Annotated in this window: 4 protein-coding genes; 3 read left to right on the top strand and 1 reads right to left on the bottom strand. The window is 61.3% G+C overall.

Annotation, left to right across the window (positions count from 1 at the left end; genetic code table 11):
• The 3 genes from AS156_RS41455 to AS156_RS32725 all read left to right on the top strand — a co-directional run.
• The coding region (locus tag AS156_RS41455) for an alpha/beta hydrolase (protein ID WP_136626570.1) at positions 1-240 on the top strand (240 nt) is incomplete at its 5' end.
• 82 nt (positions 241-322) lie between these two features.
• Positions 323-1933: a flavin-containing monooxygenase gene (locus tag AS156_RS32720; protein WP_066513496.1), complete on the top strand. Its 1611-nt coding sequence runs from the start codon at positions 323-325 to the stop codon at positions 1931-1933.
• Positions 1934-2048: 115 nt separating this feature from the next.
• Positions 2049-2534 carry a MarR family winged helix-turn-helix transcriptional regulator gene (locus AS156_RS32725; protein WP_066513497.1) on the top strand — a complete coding sequence of 162 codons (486 nt, stop codon included), beginning with the start codon at positions 2049-2051 and terminating at the stop codon, positions 2532-2534.
• Positions 2535-2666: 132 nt separating this feature from the next.
• Here the strand turns inward: AS156_RS32725 and AS156_RS45235 are convergent, their stop codons facing one another.
• The gene (locus tag AS156_RS45235) at positions 2667-2807 is read right to left on the bottom strand and encodes a PEP-utilizing enzyme (protein ID WP_245313182.1); all 141 of its coding nucleotides are present in this window, start codon (positions 2805-2807) and stop codon (positions 2667-2669) included.

The raw sequence follows: 2807 nt of genomic DNA on the forward strand, positions 1-2807 counted from the left end.
GGCGGGTGTCCGCCGACATTCCTCCTGACGGCTGAATACGATGTCCTCCGCGACGAAGGGGAGGCATTTGCCGCAAGGCTCTTCCGCGAGGGTGTCGCGATGAGCGGACGGCGTTATCCCGGCACCAATCACAATTTCCTGGCCTTTTCGGAAAGCCTTCCGCCGGCCGGGCAGGCGATATCCGACATCTGCGCTTGGATAAGAATGCGCACCGACGAAGTTGACAAAGTCAACTCATAAGCTTAATTCTCCTCGAAGAGGAAACGGCGCGCAGCGGGCCAGGCAAGGTCATCCAGCGTGCGGCGGATATCGGGAGGCGACGATGATCACCAAGCCCAACGGACGCGAGCTCGACGTCTTGATTGTCGGCGCTGGCTTTGCCGGCATGTACATGCTGCACAAGATGCGGGAATGTGGCTTTGCCGCCCTCGCGGTCGATGCCGCGTCGGAAATCGGCGGAACCTGGTATCACAACCGCTATCCGGGCCTTCGCTGCGACGTCGAAAGCCTGGAATATTCCTACACATTCTCTCCCGAAATCAGGAACGAGTGGAATTGGTCCGAGCGCTACCCGCCGCAGCCAGAAATCCTGGCCTATGCGCGTTTCGTTGCCGACAAGCTCGACCTGCGGCGCGACGTACAGCTCAACCGCCGCATTGTCTCGGCACACTGGAACGAGGCAAGTCGGCGGTGGACCGTCACTTCGGAAGCCGGCCAATCATGGACGCCGCGCTGGCTCATGATGGCGACAGGCTGCCTCTCGGTCCCGCGTTTTCCGAATATTCCGGGCGTCGAGCTGTTTGACGGTACCTTGGTCCATACGGCGGCATGGCCGGAAGCGGGCGTCGAGGTCGGCGGCAAGACCGTCGGCCTCATTGGGACGGGCTCCTCGGGTGTGCAGGTTGCAACCGCGCTTGCCGGACGGGCACGCCAACTTTCTGTTTTCCAGCGCACGCCGGCCTACACCATCCCCGCCCGCAACCGTGTGCTAACCGACGACGATCGCCGGTATTTCCGCGAACACTTTCCGGAGCTCGACGCCTGGGCGCGCACAACCAGCGGTGGCATCATGACGGGGCCCGCCAAGGTGTCGGCGCTCGAGGTCGCGCCCGAGGAGCAGGAAGCTATGCTTTGGAAGGCATGGGAGCAGGGCGGTTCGTTCCGCTTCACAGGCACGTTCAACGACGTGCGCCGGAATGCGGAGTCCAACACGATCGTTTCCGAATTCGTGCGCAAGCGCATTCGCGAGACCGTGAAGGATCCCCGGACCGCCGAACTTCTCTGCCCTCACGACTACATCGCAACGCGGCGTGTCTGCGTCGATACCGGCTATTACGAGATATTCAATCGGGATGATGTCTCGCTGGTCGACGTTTCCTCCGATCCGATTGAGACGATCACGAAGCGCGGCGTCCGCCTTGCTTCCGGCGTCGAGCAGGACCTCGACGTGCTGATCCTAGCCACAGGCTACGACGCCATGACCGGGGCACTTCTGGCCATCGATATCCGTGGCGAGAATGGCGTCAGCCTGAAGGAGGCCTGGGCGGAGGGTCCCAAGACCTATCTGGGACTTGCGGTTGCCGGGTTCCCCAATCTTTTCACCGTCACCGGACCGGGTAGCCCGTCCGTCCTGTCCAACGTGCTCCGTTCGATCGAGCATCATGTCGAATGGATAGCGGACTGCCTCGTCGCCCTGCGCGCCGAGGGTCGCGAACGCATTGAAGCCGAGGTGGACGCCCAGACGCGATGGGTGGCCAATGTCAACGAGACGGCGGAGAAGACGCTCTTCACTAAGGCGGCCTCTTGGTATATGGGGGCCGACATCCCCGGGAAGCCTAAGGTGTTCATGCCCTTTGCTGGCGGTCTGCCGACTTATGTCGCCGCCTGCAGAGATGTCGTTGCGCGGGGCTATGACGGTTTCGCCAAGGCGTGAGTTGACGCCCGCAGATGGTAGCAAAAGCAGGCCTATGCTAGAGCATTTCCGCGGCGGCGCTTTGAGTGAAAACCGCTGCGGAGGGACATCTCCAGCATGGCCGTGACGGGTAAGCATGAGTAACGCCAAGAACATGGGTGGAGCGGCCAGTGGGGACATCCGCGATCACTTCGTCTTTCGCCTTGCGCTTTACACGACGATCGCCGACCGCAATGGCAAGGTCCTTTTCCCCGGTCGCTTTGGCCTGACGCTCAGGGAATATCGCATTCTCGGCGTGATAGGCTATGCCGAACCGATCTCGCTCATGGACCTTGCGGATGAATGCTATCTCGACAAAGGGCAGGTGAGCCGCGTCGTTGCAAAGCTCTCCGACGAAGGCAATATCGGCCGCATCCACGATGAGGACGTCAGCGCCCGCGGCGGAAAGCTCAAGTTGACCGACAAGGGCAGGGTGCTCTTGGGTACGGCGCTGGCCTATGGCCAAGAGCTCAACGAAAAGGCGCTGTCGGTGTTGACGGATTCCGAGCGGCGGCTTTTTTCAGACTGGCTCGATCGTATTTTGGCGCACGCCAGAAACATGTATGATGAAACGCATGGTTGAAGCGGAATGCGGCTTGATCCGCTCCCGCGCCATAACCATGCGTCCCAGGAGTTGAACCACCTCCATTTGCCTTGCTCCCAAGACAATGGGCGCGGTGATATACAGCGCCGCTGGCGCTGCTCTTGATCGTGGTCACCCGAGAACAGTTACTTTGCCGGCATTGCCATCGACGCGCAGGCGCATGCCGGTCTTGATCTGACCGCTCGCAAAACCCGTGCCGGTGACCGCCGGGAGGCCGTATTCGCGGCAAACGATGGCGGCGTGGCTCATGAT

The organism is Bradyrhizobium macuxiense, from assembly GCF_001542415.1.
Classification (GTDB): Bacteria; Pseudomonadota; Alphaproteobacteria; order Rhizobiales; family Xanthobacteraceae; genus Bradyrhizobium; species Bradyrhizobium macuxiense.